General features: G+C 65.8%; 15 protein-coding genes. 13 read left to right on the plus strand and 2 right to left on the minus strand.

All coding sequences use genetic code 11. The features are described from left to right. Window positions 1-30: 30 nt before the first annotated feature. The 3 genes from NH14_RS15990 to NH14_RS16000 are packed head-to-tail and all read left to right on the plus strand — an operon-like array spanning window position 31 to window position 2,815. Window positions 31-2,034 (plus strand): SpoIIE family protein phosphatase, encoded by a 2,004-nt coding sequence (locus NH14_RS15990; protein ID WP_035532720.1) that lies wholly within the window; start codon window positions 31-33, stop codon window positions 2,032-2,034. Further along, window positions 2,031-2,456: an ATP-binding protein gene (locus NH14_RS15995; protein WP_052148443.1), complete on the plus strand. Its 426-nt coding sequence runs from the start codon at window positions 2,031-2,033 to the stop codon at window positions 2,454-2,456. The genes NH14_RS15990 and NH14_RS15995 overlap by 4 nt, the downstream gene beginning before the upstream one ends. Window positions 2,457-2,470: 14 nt before the next feature. Beyond that, window positions 2,471-2,815 carry an STAS domain-containing protein gene (locus tag NH14_RS16000; RefSeq protein ID WP_035532718.1) on the plus strand — a complete coding sequence of 115 codons (345 nt, stop codon included), beginning with the start codon at window positions 2,471-2,473 and terminating at the stop codon, window positions 2,813-2,815. A 100-nt stretch (window positions 2,816-2,915) separates the two neighbouring features. On the opposite strand, the gene NH14_RS16005 is transcribed toward NH14_RS16000, so the two are convergent. Beyond that, window positions 2,916-3,404 carry an Hcp family type VI secretion system effector gene (locus NH14_RS16005; RefSeq protein WP_035532717.1) on the minus strand — a complete coding sequence of 163 codons (489 nt, stop codon included), beginning with the start codon at window positions 3,402-3,404 and terminating at the stop codon, window positions 2,916-2,918. Between the two features lie 163 nt (window positions 3,405-3,567). Beyond that, window positions 3,568-3,915 carry an STAS domain-containing protein gene (locus NH14_RS16010; RefSeq protein WP_035532714.1) on the minus strand — a complete coding sequence of 116 codons (348 nt, stop codon included), beginning with the start codon at window positions 3,913-3,915 and terminating at the stop codon, window positions 3,568-3,570. Between the two features lie 501 nt (window positions 3,916-4,416). Here NH14_RS16010 and tssB point away from each other — a divergent pair. The 10 genes from tssB to tssK all read left to right on the plus strand — a co-directional run bounded on the left by tssB (window position 4,417) and on the right by tssK (window position 15,399). Next, window positions 4,417-4,911 (plus strand): type VI secretion system contractile sheath small subunit, encoded by a 495-nt coding sequence (tssB, locus tag NH14_RS16015; RefSeq protein WP_035535496.1) that lies wholly within the window; start codon window positions 4,417-4,419, stop codon window positions 4,909-4,911. A 61-nt stretch (window positions 4,912-4,972) separates the two neighbouring features. After that, window positions 4,973-6,460, plus strand: coding sequence for a type VI secretion system contractile sheath large subunit (tssC, locus tag NH14_RS16020; protein ID WP_035535492.1), 1,488 nt, complete (start codon window positions 4,973-4,975; stop codon window positions 6,458-6,460). A 181-nt stretch (window positions 6,461-6,641) separates the two neighbouring features. Then, a complete protein-coding gene (locus NH14_RS16025) occupies window positions 6,642-7,130 on the plus strand; it encodes an Hcp family type VI secretion system effector (RefSeq protein ID WP_035532717.1) in 489 nt (162 codons plus the stop codon). 216 nt (window positions 7,131-7,346) lie between these two features. Further along, window positions 7,347-10,046, plus strand: a complete 2,700-nt coding sequence (locus NH14_RS16030; RefSeq protein WP_035525631.1) for a DUF2169 family type VI secretion system accessory protein — start codon at window positions 7,347-7,349, stop codon at window positions 10,044-10,046. Further along, on the plus strand, window positions 10,043-11,110 hold the full coding sequence (locus tag NH14_RS16035; protein ID WP_237179650.1) for a pentapeptide repeat-containing protein: 1,068 nt from the start codon (window positions 10,043-10,045) through the stop codon (window positions 11,108-11,110). The genes NH14_RS16030 and NH14_RS16035 overlap by 4 nt, the downstream gene beginning before the upstream one ends. Window positions 11,111-11,133: 23 nt before the next feature. Then, window positions 11,134-11,808, plus strand: coding sequence for a DUF3540 domain-containing protein (locus NH14_RS16040; RefSeq protein WP_035525629.1), 675 nt, complete (start codon window positions 11,134-11,136; stop codon window positions 11,806-11,808). A gap of 9 nt (window positions 11,809-11,817) precedes the next feature. Next, complete coding sequence (locus NH14_RS16045) at window positions 11,818-12,213, plus strand: DUF4150 domain-containing protein (RefSeq protein ID WP_035525627.1); 396 nt, start codon at window positions 11,818-11,820, stop codon at window positions 12,211-12,213. A gap of 16 nt (window positions 12,214-12,229) precedes the next feature. Next, entirely contained in the window at window positions 12,230-13,015 is a 786-nt protein-coding gene (locus NH14_RS16050; RefSeq protein WP_035525625.1) for a hypothetical protein, read from the plus strand. Between the two features lie 184 nt (window positions 13,016-13,199). Further along, window positions 13,200-14,009, plus strand: coding sequence for a type VI secretion lipoprotein TssJ (locus tag NH14_RS16055; RefSeq protein ID WP_084225348.1), 810 nt, complete (start codon window positions 13,200-13,202; stop codon window positions 14,007-14,009). A gap of 1 nt (window position 14,010) precedes the next feature. Continuing rightward, window positions 14,011-15,399: a type VI secretion system baseplate subunit TssK gene (gene tssK, locus NH14_RS16060; RefSeq protein ID WP_035525623.1), complete on the plus strand. Its 1,389-nt coding sequence runs from the start codon at window positions 14,011-14,013 to the stop codon at window positions 15,397-15,399.

Consider the following 15,399-nt stretch of genomic DNA (forward strand, 5'->3'; position numbering starts at 1 on the left):
GCGCCGGATTCCCACGGAGCGAGGCAGCGTATGGCTGACCTGACGGCGGCATTGTTCGCCCGCTACAACCGTGTCATGCGCGGCACCTTCGTCGGCGTCCTGATCGTCGCGTGCGCGCTCGTCTACATCCAGTTCCGGATGACGCTGGGCGCCGAGACGTCCAGCCTGGGCCAGCGCATGCAGGAGCAGGCCGTGTCGCTCGACGCCATCGTCAAGACCGCCTCGGACGCTGTCAACACGATGCGCATCCAGGCACAAACCTGGTTTCGCCTGCATCCACAGGGCGCCGAGCCTTCCGTGCTGTTGCGCGCGCTGCAACCGGGCGCCGCGCCCGGCAGCATCGAACTCGAGCAGTTGCCGCCGCCGTGGACCGTCGCCGACGCCGGCAACCTGACCGGGCTCGTCGGCGTGCGCACGCCCGCCATCGACCGCGAACTGGAGATGGCGCTGAGCCTGAACGGCGCATTCAAGACCATCAAGGCTAATCTGCCCGGCTCGACCTGGGTCTATTACACGTCGGCGTACCGCTTCATCAATATCTATCCGTGGGTGTCGTCGAAAAAGTTCTTCTACGCGGATTCGCTCAAGCAGAAGGAGTTCTTCGCCGGCGTCGAGCCCGTCGCGGATCCGTCGCGGCACATCCTCTGGACGCCGGTGTATCTGGACGAAGCGGGCCAGGGCGTGATGGTGACGGCCTCGGCGGGGGTCTATGACGACAAGGCGTTTCGCGGTTCGGTCTCGCTCGATCTCACGCTCGTGCAGCTCAACCAGTTCGTGCGCAACTGGGACGAGAGCCTCGGCACGCTCTTCATCATCAACGATCGCGGGCAGTTGCTCGCACATCCCACCCTCGTGCGTCCAGGCGCACAAACCATTCTGCAGGCCGCTGAAGCGTTTCCGCCGGCATTGCGCCGCGATCTGCCGGCCACGCTGCAGGCGGCGGACGGCGACCTCGTCGAGCTGGACGGCTATTACGTGGAGACGCTCGGCATCCAGAACGCGCCGTTCCATCTCGTGCTGCTCGTGCCACGCTGGAATCTCGTGAAGGTGGCGCTGGAAACGGGCGTGCCGAGCGTAATGCTGCTCGTCATGGGCCTGACCTTGATGCTGCTGATCGCGAGCAGCTTCACCTATCGCGACGCGATCGTGCCCGCGCAAAAACTCGTGCGCTATATCCAGGAGGAAGACCGCGGCTCGGTAAAATCGATCCCCGATATTCCGCAGGCATGGCGGCCCTGGTTCCTCACGATCCAGAACGTATTCAACGCACACACGCAGCTCGTGTCGATTCAGCAGGAGCTGGACGTTGCGCGGCGCATGCAGCAGTCGATCGTGCCCACGCGCTTTCCCTCGCGCCCCGATCTGCAGATGTTCGCGCGCATGATTCCGGCGCGCGAGGTGGGCGGCGACTTCTACGACTATTTCTGGCTCTCCGACCAGAAGCTCGGCGTGGTGATCGCCGACGTTTCGGGCAAGGGCGTGCCCGCCGCGCTGTTCATGGCCGTGGCGCGCACGCTGCTGCGCGCGATCGCGCCAAGCGCAGCCGGTCCCGGCGCCTGCCTCGCGCTCGCCAACGACCTGCTCGCGCAGGATAACGAGGCCACGATGTTCGTGACGTTGTTCTACGGTATTCTCGATACGGGCACGGGTATGCTCGAATACGCGAATGGCGGGCATAATTCGCCTTGGCTGGTCGCGCCGGACGGCACGGTTTCTCAATTGCCGGGCACGGGCGGCATGGCGCTCGGCGTGATCGAAAGCGTGCCGTTCGTGCAAGCGAGCGCCCAGATCGCGTCGGGCTCCACGCTGCTGCTCTACACCGACGGCATTACCGAGGCGTTCAACCCCGCCGAAGAGGAGTACGGCGAAGCGCGGCTTGCCGGGCATCTTGCGGCTTCGGCGGGACTCGGCGTGGAGGCGCTGCTCAAGCGGCTCGTCGACAGCGTCTACGAGTTCGCCGATGGCGCGCCGCAGTCCGACGACATTACCTGCCTGGCAGTTCACTATGGGGCGGCCGGGCCGACGAAGGCATGAACGTGAGCGACCGATTCGATACGCAGTTGACGGTGCACGCACCGGATATCGGCGGCCTTGTCGATTCACTCGACATATTTTTTGCCGCGCACGGCTTGCCGCATGCGCTGCTGCAGTCCTTTGCGATGGCGTTCGACGAGGTCGTCTCGAACATCGCGGCCTACGGCTCGGCGCAGCAGCCGATCCGCATTCACGTGACGGTCGCGGCCGACGAGGTATGGGCGCAGGTGATCGACGACGGCGTCGCGTTCGATCCGCTGCAGCTCGCCGACCCCGACGTGACGAGCGGCGTCGAGGATCGCGCGATTGGCGGGCTGGGTGTCTTTCTCGTCAAGAAGATGATGGACGAGGTGGCCTATGAACGCCGCGAGCCGTACAACTGTTTAAGCTTCGCGAAGCGCATCGCGCCCGCGCGAAACTGATCTACGAGGCAAACATGAATATCAGCGAAGTCAACGAGGGCGAAGTGCTGGCAATCGCCGTGTCGGGCCGCGTGGACAGCACGACGGCGGGGCAGCTCGACGAGGTGCTGCCCGAGCGCGTGCAGAGCGCGTCGCGCGTGCTGCTCGATCTCACCGACGTGCAGTACGTGAGTTCGGCGGGGCTGCGCGTGATGCTCAAGGCCGCGAAGATTGCGAAGGGCACCGGGCACGATCTCGTGCTGGCGGGACTCGCGGCGCCGGTTCACGAGGTGTTCCAGGTGATCGGCTTCGACTCGCTGTTTCGCATTCTGCCCGACCGCGCGGCGGCGCTTGCCGCGCTTTCGGGCAACGGCGCCTGAGCGTCGCGCCTCGCTTGCCCATGCGTGACGGGGCCGCCTTGCGGCGGGCCCGTTGCCGTTCAGCCGCAGGTTCAGGCGCGGCCCGGATTGTGTGTGCCGCTCAGGACTTCGGCGCGAGCCACGAGTCTTCCGCCTCGATGCCGTCCGGGTCGAACGTCCATGTGATCTTCTCGTAGGTGAACGAGATATCCTCCATGTGCCCCATCTGCTTGTTCTCCAGCGCCAGGCAGTTCGGCGTCCACGCGCGTACGTTCGTCAGAATCGCGTTCGACAGCTTCACCGTGTAGTACTTCTCTTCCGTGCCCTTCGGCGAGATGCGGTAGTACTCCAGCGTCACGTCCTTCATCTGCTCGCCAGAGGTCAGCGCCTGGAACAGCTTGGGCGAGGACTTGTCGACTTCCTTGGTCAGCGTCATCGGCAGGTGCACCCGCTTGCCCGTGGGCAGCCCCGTCTGCGGGCTCTTCGGAATTTCAATGGTGTGGTCCACGGCCTGCACAAGGATCTTTCCCTCGTGGCCCTTGACCTTCGTCGAGCCTTCGATCTTTCCTTGATTCTGGCCTTCGAGTACGAGATAGCACGGCATTGGCATGATGATTTCTCCAGTTGGTGTTCAGGTTGCGGCGTTGTCTTCAGTCGTTGCTCAGAGTTCGTCTCTGCGCATGGGATGAATTCTGGTCGCGGGCCATTACGAGCCTGTTTCAGAAAAGCCGCACCGTGTTACGGATGAAATACCCACCGCCCCTGCGTGTCTCTCAGGCCACCTGGTTAAAGCGCTCGAGTGCCTGTGCGCGCGTGTCCGCGACACTCAGGATCGATAGAAAGCCGCTGATTTCGAAGGCTTCGCGAATCTGGTTCTGCACGCCGCACAGCACGAGCAGGCCGGCGGACTGCTTGAGCCGCTTGGCCGCCACGAGCACGACGCGCAGCCCGGCGCTGGAAATGTAGTCGAGCGCGCTCAAGTCGATCAGCAACTGATTGATTCCCCGGTCGAGCTGCCGCAGAATCTCGGCCTCGACTTGCGCGGAGTTCGTGCTGTTGAGCGCGCCTTCGAGGTTCGCTACTAGCACGTCTCCGTGCATTTCATACTGGTTTGCCAACATGGTCTCTCGTGCAATGGTTTACCGCTGTTTACCGTTGCAACGGTAAGTCGTGGTGTGGACGTTATCGTTCGTGTACTCGCCACACAGGGAATTCACGCGCCCAATTTATGATTGCGTTTTGTGAAACAGGCGGTTGGGGCAACTAAAAAGCTTTCAAACGATTGACACAAAAACCGTCAATGCTCCATGGCATCCCTAGTTCTCGCAATGCGTGCCGACGTAAATCGGGCGTATGGCGCGCGTAGCGTATCACGTACGGCGCACGGACCGAAGTGGGAAAAAACCCGATAAAAATATTCTGGTTGACTCGTTTGCATACCACATCGATATGGCATGCGAATTTCCTTATGCATCGTAATCGCGTCATGCAAAGAAAAGCATTGCCAAATGCGTGAGAAATAGATTTTTGTGGCGTGCGAATTGGGTAAACGCTATTCTCCGAGGCTACAAGAAAGCTCTCTGTTTTCACCAACAGCTACGGGTACAAGAAGGGGATCGGCCATGGCATCTGACGGGTCAGTCGCTCCGAAGGAGCGCGTCAATATCGTATATCGTCCGGCGACAGGGGATGCGAAGGCGGAGGTGGAGTTGCCGCTGAAGCTGCTGGTGCTGGGGGACTTCACGCTGCGCGACGACGATACGCCGATCGAGGAAATGAAGCCCATCAACGTCGACAAGGACAACTTCAACGACGTGCTCAAGGGGCAGAAGCTGTCGCTGGATCTGGCGGTGCCCAACCGCCTGGAAGCGAATGCCGATCCGGACGCCGCACTCGCGGTGAACCTGAAATTCGAGTCGATCGACGACTTCTCACCCGACGCGATTGTCGAGAAGGTGCCGGAGCTGCGCCAGATGATTGCGCTGCGCGATGCGCTCAAGGCGCTCAAGGGGCCGCTGGGCAACATCCCGGATTTCCGCAAGCGGGTTCAGGATCTCATCGAGGACGAGGGCGTGCGCGCGCGTCTTCTGGGCGAGCTGGGCATCGGCGAGAAGTGATTGAGCCGGGCGGGCATCGTCCATATCGTCGATATCGTCCGTATCCATTCGGGGACAGCACATGAGTGAAGAGCAAAAGCAGCAGGAGCAGGCCTCCGCAGAGCAGGTGGCCGTGGAGGGCTCGCTGCTCGATCAGCTGATCGAGTCGGCGCGCATCAAGCCCGGCGACGAGGCGTATTCGATCACGCGCCAGGGTATCCAGGCGTTCATCTCGCAGCTGCTCGAGCCGCAGCATGCGGTGGAGCGCATCACGCAGGCGACGGTGGACAGCATGATCGCCGATCTGGACCAGAAGCTGTGCGCGCAGGTCGATGCGATCCTGCATCACGGCGATTTCCAGAAGATCGAGTCGGCGTGGCGCTCGCTGAAATTCCTGGTCGAGCGCACCAACTTCCGCGAGAACGTCAAGATCCAGGTGCTCAGCGTGAGCAAGGGCAAGCTGCTCGACGACTTCCAGGACGCGGCGGACATCACCAATTCGGGGCTGTACAAGAACCTGTACACGGCGGAGTACGGGCAGTTCGGCGGACAGCCGTTCGGCGCGATCGTGGCGAACTACGAGTTCGGGCCGGGCACCCAGGACGTGAAGCTGCTGCAGTACGCGGCGAGCGTGTCGGCGATGAGCCACGCGCCGTTCATCGCGGCGGCGGGTCCGCAGTTCTTCGGGGTGGACACCTACGACCAGTTGCCGAACCTGAAGGACCTGTCGTCGATCTTCGAGGGTCCGCAGTTCGTCAAGTGGAACGCGTTCCGGGAGTCGGAGGACGCGCGCTACGTGGGGCTGACGCTGCCGCACTTCCTGCTGCGTGTGCCGTACGGGGCGGATACGGTGCCGGCGAAGAAGTTCAACTACAAGGAAGACGTGTCGGGCGGCAACGGGCAGTTCCTGTGGGGCAACGCGGCATTCGCGTTCGCCTCGCGGCTGACGTCGAGCTTTGCGGACTACCGGTGGTGCGCGAACGTGATCGGGCCGCAGGGCGGGGGCACGGTGGGCGACCTGCCGGTGTACACGTACGAGTCGATGGGCGAGTTGCAGAACAAGATCCCGACGGAGGTGCTGATATCGGAGCGGCGGGAGTTCGAGCTGGCGGAGCAGGGTTTCATCGCGCTGACGATGCGCAAGAACAGCGACAACGCGGCGTTCTTCTCGGCGAATTCGGCGCAGAAGCCGAAGTTCTTCGGCAACACGAAGGAAGGCAAGGAAGCGGAGCTGAACTACAAGCTGAGCACGCAACTGCCGTACATGTTCGTGGTGAGCCGTCTGGCGCATTACATCAAGGTGATCCAGCGCGAGCACATTGGCACGTGGAAGGAGCGGGTGGATCTGGAGAGCGAGCTGAACACGTGGATCCGGCAGTACGTGGCGGACATGGACAATCCGGCCGAAGGGGTGCGCAGTCGCCGGCCGCTGCGCCAGGCGGAGATCGTGGTGGCGGATGTGGAAGGGGATCCGGGGTGGTACCGGGTGGACCTGAAGGTGCGCCCGCACTTCAAGTACATGGGTGCGTCGTTCACGCTGTCGCTGGTGGGCAAGCTGGAGAAGAAATAAAAGAGCCTGCGAAGTTACGGTTCGATGTTTCGTATGTAACGCAGCTGAAACGTCGCGCTAACGCAGCGCCTGCATGATGTGAATCATGCGCAGCGCACACAGGAAGCTGGGCAGAACCGCCGGGGCGCCGAGCCCTGGCGCCATTGACGACTTGCCACCAGTTAAACCGGGGAAAACTATCATGCCAATGCCGTGCTATCTCGTACTCGAAGGCCAGAATCAAGGAAAGATCGAAGGCTCGACGAAGGTCAAGGGCCACGAGGGAAAGATCCTTGTGCAGGCCGTGGACCACACCATTGAAATTCCGAAGAGCCCGCAGACGGGGCTGCCCACGGGCAAGCGGGTGCACCTGCCGATGACGCTGACCAAGGAAGTCGACAAGTCCTCGCCCAAGCTGTTCCAGGCGCTGACCTCTGGCGAGCAGATGAAGGACGTGACGCTGGAGTACTACCGCATCTCGCCGAAGGGCACGGAAGAGAAGTACTACACGGTGAAGCTGTCGAACGCGATCCTGACGAACGTACGCGCGTGGACGCCGAACTGCCTGGCGCTGGAGAACAAGCAGATGGGGCACATGGAGGATATCTCGTTCACCTACGAGAAGATCACATGGACGTTCGACCCGGACGGCATCGAGGCGGAAGACTCATGGCTCGCGCCGAAGTCCTGAGCGGGCTGAGCGTGATGAGCGGGCGGTGACGAGAAGTGACCGCCCCGCCGTTCGGCGCATCCGATTTCACGACAAGCCCTTCGGCCAGTTTCCGGTCGCCCCCGATATCGGCCTGAGCGTCGGCAATGCCGTTCAGCGCGAACGCGGCGCAGGTGAAATTCAACGGCTCGACGCCGAAGTTCAGCGGCCCGCTGAGCCAACTGGAATGACGACGGTATGAAGATCCTCAAGCCCGACAACCTCGCGCTCGTCTACCGCGCGCTGCGCTTCGCGCGGCGCGACACGCTCGCCGTCGGCATGATCGCGGGCTTTCGCTTCGAGCCGGCCGGCCTCGACGGATTGATGACGGAAGACGCGTTCTGGCCGGTCGTCGCCGCAGCGCTCGGCAAGGACGCGATCCTCGACGAGGGCTATCCCAAGCCAGCCGGCGAATACAAGGTCTACGGCGCGGCGCATGCGCCGGCCGGCACGCAGGTCGCGGAGATGCGCGCGGGCGTGCGGATCGGCGCGCTGTCGAAGGCGCTGATCGTCCTCGGCGACCGCGAGTTCAATGCGCTTGGCGCGATCACGGCGCCGAAGCCCTACGCACGCATGCCGATCGCGCCGGCCACCGCATTTGGCGGTGCCGGATGCGTCGACAATCCGTACGGCAAGGGCTTTGCGGAAATCGTCAACGACGACGGTACGCGCGCCTGGCCGCTGCCCAATGTCGAAGCCGAGGGGCAGCGCTTCTTGCGCCGCGGCGAGCGTGCCGTGCCAGCCGGATTCTGGGGCTTCGACATGGCGGCGCCATTGCGCCAGCAGCACCTCGGCGCCTGCGACGAGCGCTGGGTGAAAGAGGAGTGGCCGCACCTGCCGTCCGATACGCGGCCCGAGCTGTTCCTGAGCGCGCCGCTCGACCAGAGGTTGTCCGGCTACTTCGCAGGAGACGAGCGCTTCGAGCTCGACAACCTCCATCCGCATGCGCGGCGCCTCGGGGGCTCGCTGCCCGCGCTGCGCGCGCGGTGCTTCGTGAACGTGCGCACGTCCGCGGGCGAAGTGCTGCGCGAGTTGCAGACCCGTGCGGAAACGGTGTGGCTGTTCCCCGAGTTCGAATGCGGCGCGGTGCTGTACCGCGCGCTCGCCGACGTGGCGGACGCCGACGGCAGCGACGTCCTCCACGTCATGGCCGAATGGGAGCGCATGGATGAAGCGCCGTTGCCGTTCGAACACTATCGTGCGCGCTTGCACGAACTGCTGACGCAAGCGGCCGGCGCGGCGCCCGCAGCGACGCCAGCTTTTGCGCCCGAGGCTGGGGCGCCCGTCGCCGCAGCGCAACCCGCTGCCGCGGTACCGCTGGCCGCCGCGGCGTCTGCCGCCGCAGTGGCAGACCTGGCGCTGGCCGCCGAGCCGCATCTCGCGATCGCCCACGCGCTGGCCGAGGAACTCAATGCCGAGTCGCGCGCGCGAATGCAGCAGCACAACCTGACCGATGCCGATATCGCGCGCTTCCTGAAGCCGGAAGCGCCCGAGCGCACGTATTCGCTCGCCGAGGTCGAGCAGATGGCCGAGCGGCTCAATGCCGAGTCGCGCGCGAGGATGCAGCAGCACAACCTGACCGATGCCGACATCGCGCGCTTCCTGAAGGCGGATACGCCTGAGCGCGTGCCGACGCTCGCCGAGATCGGCAAGATGGCCGACGACGTCAAGATCGAGGCGCGCGCGCTGATGCAGCAGCACAACCTGACCGAAGCGGATGTGGCGCGCATGCTGCCCGCCGAAACCGCTGCTGCTCTGGGACCGCTGTCGTTTGCGGGGGGCGAAGCGCAATCCGCCTTTGCCGCGCTCGGCGCGGTGCTGAAGCCGCCGTCGCCACCCGCGCTCGAACTGTCGGGCAAGCTGCCGGAAGCCGCGGCGGCGGCACTGCCGGTGCAGGCGGCCGCGCCGCTCACGCGCGAAGATGTGATCGCTCGCCACGCGGCGCGGCAAAGCCTTGCGGGTTACGACCTCTCTGGTCTCGATCTCTCCGGCCTCGATTTGTCCGGTGCCGATTTTTCGGGCGCTGCGCTCGACAAGACCTCGTTCGCGAAGAGCCGCCTCGACGGCGCCGATTTCACCCAGGCCCTGCTGCGCGAGACCGATTTCAGCGACGCCGCTTTGCAGCGCGCGCAATTGGGGAAAGTCAGTGCTGCGAACGCAACGTTCGCAAACGCCGACCTGCGCGAGGCACAACTGGCCGTCGGCGACTTTACGGGTGCCGATTTTTCCGCCGCGCAGCTTGCGAGCGCCGATCTGCGCCGTGCGGTGTTCGACACCGCGAAAATGCCGGGCGTAGACGCATCGGCCTGCCGGGCCGAGCACGCGAGCTTCACGGGCTGTGATCTGGCAAACGCGAAGTTCGGCGGCGCGGCGCTCGCGAAGGCGAGCTTCAGCGGCAGCCGTATTGCCGGCAGCGACTTTTCCGCCGCGGCGTGCCAGCAGGCCGAGTTCTACGGCGCCGATGCGCAGGCGGCGCAGTTCGCCGGCGCCAACTTGAACGGCTCGCGCGCCGACGCCGACACGCGCTTCGACGAAGTGCGCTTCACGCGCACGCAGCTCAATCGCGCCTGCTGGGAAGGCGTGCAGCTGCGCGGTGCGAAGTTCGAGGAAGCCGTGCTCGATTACGCCGATTTCAGCGGCGCGCAGGCGCAGGCCGCGCAGTTCGGCATGTCGTCGGCGAAGGGCGCGCGCCTCGCGAACGCCGACCTGAGCGGCGCGAACCTGGACGCGGTCAACCTGTTCGGCGGCTCATTGCGTAAAGCGAACGTGAGTGGCGCGCACCTGCGCTTCGCGAACCTGTACGGCGTCGATTTCGACGGCACGCGGCCCACTGTCGCGATGCTCGAAGGTTCGAACATCGACTGCACCATTCTTCAATTCAGGCCGCCCGTCCTATGAGCACCACGCACACCACCGCCCCGGCACGCATGAGCGCAGACGAAGCCCGCGCGGCGCTCGCAGCGAACCGCGCGCTGGCCGACGCCGATCTGTCGGGCGCCGACCTTGCCGGCGCCGATCTGGCCGGCTGCCGCCTGCACAACGTCGTGCTTGCCGGCGCCGACCTGCAGCGCGCGAATCTCGCCGATGCCGATCTGCAGAACGTGTCGCTCGCGCGCGCGTTGCTGGGCGCCGCGAACGCGCAGCAGGCACGCTTCGAAAACGTCGACTTCAGCGGGGCTGAGGCGCGCGGCGCGGATTTCACCCATGCCGCCTTCGATCGCTGCAACTTCACCGGCACCTCGTTCGCATCCGCGCGTCTCGTGCGCAGCGACGCGCACGGCTGCGTCCACGCGGGCACAGACTACGCGGGCGCCGACCTGCACCGCCACACCGCGATGGACGCCGACCTGAGCGGCGCGCGGTTCGACGGCGCGTCGCTCGTGCAGGCGTTTTTGCGCGGCTGCGACCTGAGCGGCCAGGACCTGCGCAGTTGCGACCTCACCATGACGATCATGGACGGCGCGCGACTGCGCGGCGCCAACCTCGCGCTCGCGCGGCTCGACCGCACAAGCCTGATCGGCGCGCAGTTGCAGAACGCCAACCTGCAGGGCGTGAACGCCACCTTCGCCGCGTTCATGAACGCCGTCTTCACGCAGGCCGACCTGAGCGGCGCCGTCTGTGAAATGGTCAACGCCAGCGAAGCCGACTTCGGCGACGCACGCGCGGAGGCGTCCCGCTGGAACAAGTCGGTGCTGACCGCCAGCGCCTGGCGCGCCGCGTCGCTGAAATCGGCTCGCTTCACCTATTGCGATCTTTCGCATGCCGATCTATCCGTGGCGGATTGCTCGCAGGCCGACTTCAGCGGCACAAATCTGCACGCGCTCACGCAGAACGGCACGCGCCTGAACGGCGCGCGGCTCGACGGCGTGCGTGAAACGGACCCCGTCCTCGCGCGCGCCGAAAGCTGGCAGCCGCGCGCCGCTCGCCGGCCGGACGCCCCTAAGCCGGGCGCGCCGAAATAAACATCCGTAAAGGAACCCTGGACATGAACCGCACGCTCGTCACGATGTCCCGACCCGGCAGCGATCCGCAGGCCGGCCTCACCTACGCCACGGTGACTGGCCGTGCCGACCCGTGGTACCTCTTCGACGCTTCGCCGAACGCGCCGCTGCGCGCGCTGCGCGCGCTGCGCGCGGACAGCTGCCTCATCGAGCCCGATTGCGGCGACACCGTGCTCGTTTGCTCCGGCGGTCCCGGCACGGTGCCGTATATCCTCGCGGTGCTCGCGCGCGCGGTGCCCAGCAGCGCGGCGCTCGTGCTGCCCGGCGACGTGGCGCTGCATACGAGCGAAGGCGCACTGCGCGTCGAAGCGGCCCAGGTGGACCTGAGCGCCACGCGCGGCGTAGCGATGCACGCGCCCGAGATTGTGATGGACGGCGTGCGCGGCGAGATGAAATTCCAGCGCATGGATGCGGCGATCCAGCACCTGCACGCGGGCCTTGGCGCCGTGAGCACGGTCGCACAGCAGATCACGACCACGGTCGGCCGGCTGGTCCAGCGCGCCCGCGACAGCCTGCGCTGGACCGACAACGCCGACGAAACGCGCGCCGGCCGCCTGCGCATGCAGGTGGACGAGCGGCTGCACGTGTCGGCGCGCCATGCTACGGTGCTGGCCGAAGGGCAGGTGAAGATCGACGCCAGCAAGATCGATCTCGGATAGGAGTGCGATATGTTTGCAGTCACCAAGGCGGGTGGCCAGTGCATGGCAGCGCCCGATGTATGCAAGACACCTGCGCCGCCTGCGCCGCCGGTGCCCATGCCCTATCCGAACATCGGCATGCCGCCGATGGGCAACCCGGCCACCACCACGGTGCTGATCGCGGGCATGCCGGCGCTCAACAAGTCGTCGGAGATTCCGATGACGTCGGGCGACGAGGCGGGCGTGGCCGGCGGCGTCGTGTCGTCCAAGGTGATGGGAAAGGTGCAGTTCGCGAACGGCAGCATGACCGTCAAGCTCGAAGGCTCGCCCGCCGTGCGGCTCTCCGACCCGACCCAGCACAACGACGGCAATATCGTCGGCGCCGTGCTCGCGCCGAGCCAGTCGGTCGTGATGGTCATGAGCTGAGGGGGCGCGCTACATCATGAAAACCGTCTGGATCACGGCCTTCGACAAGCAAAAGGACGCCGCGCGCGTGAGCGCCGTCTCGCAGTTGCTCAAGCGCTACGGCCTCGCCACGCAGGGGCACTTCTGGGTGGACGAGCCGGCCAAGCTCGCCTGGCGCGTCGGGCTGGAAGCGCTCGCGGCCGCGCGCGCCGACTTGTGGCTCGTGCTCGCCGACGCCGACGCGCTGGCGAAGCCTTCGGTGCGCTATGGCCTGTCGCTTTTCGCGGCGAGCTTGCGCGAGGCGCGCGGCCTGGGCTTCCCGGTCGTGCTGTCCGCGCAGTCGGCCAGCATGGACGCCGATACCGTTCCCCCCCTGCTCGAAAACGCCATCACGCTCGTGGAGAGTCATCCCGCGTGGCCGGCGAAGATCGTTGCGCGCGCGAACGTCGCGAAGGCGGGCGAGGCGCAGGACTACCGGCTCGAGGTGGTCGGCGAGGAGCAACTGGGCCAGTGGTTCGCAATCGGCCCGCGCGAGGGAGTATGGACGGGCGTCGTATTCGGCGTGCATGGCGGTGACGCGAAGATCGACTTTCAGGCAGTCGGCTCGCGCGGCGCGCTGCCCGAGAAGACCGTGCTCGAGTACGCGCAGGAGGGCCTCACGCTGCAGGTGGGCGAGCGCGCCTTCACGGCCTGGGCGGTGCGCAACCGGCTCGGTCCGGACGAGGCCTATTACGCGCGCGTGAGGGGCGAGCCCGAGTCGATCCTCTTCATGCCCTATACCGAGGACAACGAGGCCGACGCAACGATCCTGCCGCTGGTCTGAAGTCGCGCCAGCGCCGCGCCGCCTGAAGATCCTTCGGCGCCGCTTTTCTGAGACATCTATGCAACAGAATCGCGGCGTCACAGTAACTGCATTGGCTTTTTTTATATACGGGCAAGGCTTTTGTTGGAGAATGGTCGGCTGGACGGGCGGTTAGACTCGACAAGACAAGAGTGGGGCAGAGCGAATGAGAGGGGCGGTAGCGGGGGGCGCCGGAGCAACGGTTGACCGGAACAGCGCGGGCCGGCCGGCATGGCTGGCTGGAGCGGTGCGCGCGCTGGGTACGTTGGGCACATTAAGCGCCGCGCTCGTGCTGAGCGGCTGCGGCGGCGGGCCGCCGAAAGACCCGCTCGCGGACGTCTCGTGGAGCTACGCCACGGACGCCGTGATACTCGAAATCACGGCCGACCCTGGCCTGAACGATTACGACGGGCAGCCGCACACGCTGCTGCTCGGCATCTACGAAACGGCGGACGCGCAGGCGTTCCGCAATCTCGCGGCCGACCCAGCCGCACTGGCGGGCACGATGGCGAGCGGCAAAGTGCCGACGACGTTCTCGCAGTTCTCGCGCTACGTGGTGGCGCCGGGCCAGCATTCATACCTGATCCTCGATCGCGCGCAAAACACGCTCTCGGTCGGCATCGCGGCCGGCTATGCGCAGATGGGCGTGGCCAACGCGGCGCGCCAGTTCGACGTGCCCGTCGTCACGAAGACCAGCGGCTTCATCTTCAAGACCCGCACCAAGCTGCCCGCGCCGCTCGTCGTGCAGCTCAATCTCGGCGCGCAGGGCATCCTCAACGCCGTGGTGCTGCCCAAGGGTCCCGACGAGGCGGCGCTGCAGCGCGCGCAGCAGGTGGAGGGCGGCGGCAAGCAGATCCGCCTCGACGGCAACGGCAACGCTAGCGGCACGGCGTCCGGCGGCGCGAGCAGCAGCGAAACGGGCGTGGTTGGCGCCGCAAATACTCAGGAGACCCCTTTGCGCAAGGTCGGGAACTAGCATGGATCACAACAAGGGCATCTACTGGCATCAGGGCATGTTCATGCAGCCCCAGCACTTCCAGTTGGCAGCGCTGTACGAGCAGTTTCGCGTCAAGCCCGTGTTCGAAACCGGGCTGCCGCACTTCTGGGGCGCTGGCGCGCTCGACATCGCGCCGAGCGCGATCGCGCGCCAGGTGATCGAGGTGCGCGCGGCGCAGCTGATCTTCCCCGACCATACCTACGTCGAGTTTCCCGGCAACGCCGTGATTGCGCCGCGCGAGTTCGATGCGGCCGCCGTCGGCGAAGGGCGCTCGCTCACCGTCTACCTCGGCGTGCGCAAGCTCGCCGCCGACGGCAACAACGTCACGCTGTGCGAGACGCCCGACGACGCCATGACTGCGCCGACGCGCTATGCCAGCATCGCGAACCCGCCCGAGGTGCCGGACCTCCATTCGGACGGACCGCCCGCGTCGGTGCACACGCTCCTGCACGTGGTGAAGGTGTTCTTCGAGGGCGAGCAGGCGAACCTCGGCCAGTACGACCTGATCCCGATCGCGCAGCTCGTGCGCGTGGGCGAGACGGTCACGCTCTCGGACCGCTACATCGCGCCATGCTATGCGCTCACGGCATCCGACGCGCTGCTGCGCATCGCGCGCGAGATCCGCGACGACGTCGTGGGGCGCGCGCATCATCTGCAGGAGCTCAAGAGCCCGCGCGAAATGCAGAAGGCGGAGTTCGATCCTGGTTACATGACGCTGCTGCTCGCCATGCGCACGCTCTCGCGCGCGAGCCCCGGCCTCGTGCATCTGACGCAGACGCCCGCGGTGCATCCATGGCTGCTGTACGGCGAGCTGCGCCGGCTCATCGGCGAGCTGAGCGCGTTTTCGGAGCGCTTCGACATGCTGGGGGAAGCGCAGGACGGCACCCCCGGGCTGCCCGCCTACGACCACATGGATCTGTACGCGTGCTTTTCGCGCGCGCAGGTGCTGATCGGTTTTCTGCTCGGCGAGATCGCCACGGGCCCCGAGCACCTCGCGGTGCTCGAGTACCGTGACGGCCTGTATGCAGGCGAGCTGCCGCGCGCGTTCTTCGACCGGCGCAATCGCTTCTATCTCGTGCTGCGCTCGGACGAGAACGCCGCGCAGGTGGTGGACGGCGCGCTGCGCGACGCGCGCCTCGCCAATGCCGCCGACGTCCCGCGCCTCGTCGCGCACGCGTTGCCGGGCCTCGACCTGATTCACCTGCCGCAGGCGCCGCAAGGCTTGCCGCGGCGCTCGTCGTCGAGCTATTTCCGCATCGAGCAGGCGAGCGAGTTATGGGATGCCGTCGAGCGCGACGAAAGTATCGCGCTGCAATGGCCGGACGCGCCGCAGGATCTGCGCGTGGAAATCGTCGTGCTGCGGAGATAG

The organism is Paraburkholderia sacchari, assembly GCF_000785435.2.
Lineage (GTDB): Bacteria > Pseudomonadota > Gammaproteobacteria > Burkholderiales > Burkholderiaceae > Paraburkholderia > Paraburkholderia sacchari.

Excerpts from the sequence above, each read along its gene's own strand:
- NH14_RS16045 (WP_035525627.1), top strand. The coding sequence starts at position 11,818 with ATGTTTGCAGTCACCAAGGCGGGTGGCCAGTGCATGGCAGCGCCCGAT.
- NH14_RS16040 (WP_035525629.1), top strand. The coding sequence starts at position 11,134 with ATGAACCGCACGCTCGTCACGATGTCCCGACCCGGCAGCGATCCGCAG.
- NH14_RS16055 (WP_084225348.1), top strand. The coding sequence starts at position 13,200 with ATGAGAGGGGCGGTAGCGGGGGGCGCCGGAGCAACGGTTGACCGGAAC.
- NH14_RS16005 (WP_035532717.1), bottom strand. The coding sequence starts at position 3,404 with ATGCCAATGCCGTGCTATCTCGTACTCGAAGGCCAGAATCAAGGAAAG.
- NH14_RS16025 (WP_035532717.1), top strand. The coding sequence starts at position 6,642 with ATGCCAATGCCGTGCTATCTCGTACTCGAAGGCCAGAATCAAGGAAAG.
- tssK (WP_035525623.1), top strand. The coding sequence starts at position 14,011 with ATGGATCACAACAAGGGCATCTACTGGCATCAGGGCATGTTCATGCAG.
- NH14_RS15990 (WP_035532720.1), top strand. The coding sequence starts at position 31 with ATGGCTGACCTGACGGCGGCATTGTTCGCCCGCTACAACCGTGTCATG.
- tssB (WP_035535496.1), top strand. The coding sequence starts at position 4,417 with ATGGCATCTGACGGGTCAGTCGCTCCGAAGGAGCGCGTCAATATCGTA.
- NH14_RS16030 (WP_035525631.1), top strand. The coding sequence starts at position 7,347 with ATGAAGATCCTCAAGCCCGACAACCTCGCGCTCGTCTACCGCGCGCTG.
- NH14_RS16035 (WP_237179650.1), top strand. The coding sequence starts at position 10,043 with ATGAGCACCACGCACACCACCGCCCCGGCACGCATGAGCGCAGACGAA.
- NH14_RS16000 (WP_035532718.1), top strand. The coding sequence starts at position 2,471 with ATGAATATCAGCGAAGTCAACGAGGGCGAAGTGCTGGCAATCGCCGTG.
- tssC (WP_035535492.1), top strand. The coding sequence starts at position 4,973 with ATGAGTGAAGAGCAAAAGCAGCAGGAGCAGGCCTCCGCAGAGCAGGTG.
- NH14_RS16050 (WP_035525625.1), top strand. The coding sequence starts at position 12,230 with ATGAAAACCGTCTGGATCACGGCCTTCGACAAGCAAAAGGACGCCGCG.
- NH14_RS16010 (WP_035532714.1), bottom strand. The coding sequence starts at position 3,915 with ATGTTGGCAAACCAGTATGAAATGCACGGAGACGTGCTAGTAGCGAAC.
- NH14_RS15995 (WP_052148443.1), top strand. The coding sequence starts at position 2,031 with ATGAACGTGAGCGACCGATTCGATACGCAGTTGACGGTGCACGCACCG.